The organism is Psychrobacter sp. 1U2, assembly GCF_051847575.1.
In genome coordinates, this window is the sequence record NZ_JBPYDC010000377.1 from 1 (window position 1) to 1,150 (window position 1,150).

At 45.3% G+C, this 1,150-nt stretch carries 1 protein-coding gene; it reads left to right on the forward strand.

The annotated features are described in order from the left end of the window. Window positions 1-31: 31 nt before the first annotated feature. Window positions 32-1,150, forward strand: a 1,119-nt coding sequence (locus ACS8FD_RS15955; RefSeq protein WP_439276568.1) for a 23S rRNA (uracil(1939)-C(5))-methyltransferase RlmD, incomplete at its 3' end; no start/stop codon positions are given.

Below are 1,150 nucleotides of genomic sequence, written 5' to 3' on the forward strand. Positions count from 1 at the left end.
CGATTCAAAAACGTCTACAGCAACTGATACTATGTCACAAGCCAACGATACCCAAACGATCACTATCCCGCCTAATAAGAAAAAATCTAAACCTTCATCCAAGACACGTCGGCGTCTAAAAGAGGCAGAGCCACTTCCCTTCAATATTGATGGATTGTCGCACGATGGGCGCGGGGTTGCCGTATATGGTAATGGCTTTGATGAAAAAGAGGGACATGTAGCAGACAAGCATGGCAAAAAAGTTTTCGTCAGCTTTGCTTTACCGGGTGAAAGTGCTTTGGTCAAACTAACCAATAGTCGTGCCAGCTTTGAAGAGGGAGACGCGATTGATATCACATCCAACCCAAATCCTGAACGTGCTGTACCGCCCTGCCCGCATTTTGGCGTTTGCGGTGGTTGCAGCTTACAACACTGGCAGCCAGATGGTCAAATCAACTTTAAGCAATCGGTACTTGCTGAGATGCTTATACATCAAGCCAATGCTGAGCCGGACAACTGGCTTGCACCGATAGTTGGTGATCGTCTCGGCTATCGTACCAAAGCACGACTTGGCGTACGCTATGTCGCCAAAAAAGAAACTGCATTGGTCGGCTTTCGTGAGCGCTCAAGTAACTTTTTAGCCGAATTAAACGAATGTCATATTTTAGATCCACGTATTGGCTTTGAGATTGAAAACCTCAAAGCACTTATGAGTACACTTGAGAGCCGCGATAAGATTGCTCAGCTAGAGCTAGCAATGGGTGAATACCTACCAGAGCTACCTGATGGCGATCAGCCTGTTGCTCTTATCGTACGTCATCTAGCTCCATTATCAGACTCTGATATCGAAAAGCTTAAAGCGTTTTTTGCAGCGCGTCATTGGCAGCTATATTTACAGTCTAAAGGCGCTGATAGTATCCAACGCGTTGCCTTGACTGACAAAGATGATCTGAGCCAACAATTTGGACGTTTATATTACCAACTGCCAGAATATGACCTTACTTTCGAATTTATCCCAACTGACTTTACGCAAGTAAACCTTTCTGTCAATCGTCAGATGACCAAGCTTGCTTGCGATTTGTTAGATCTAAAAGCGGGCGAGCGGGTACTCGACTTGTTTAGTGGTTTAGGCAACTTTAGTTTGCCTCTAGCTCGTCTTGTTGGTGAAACT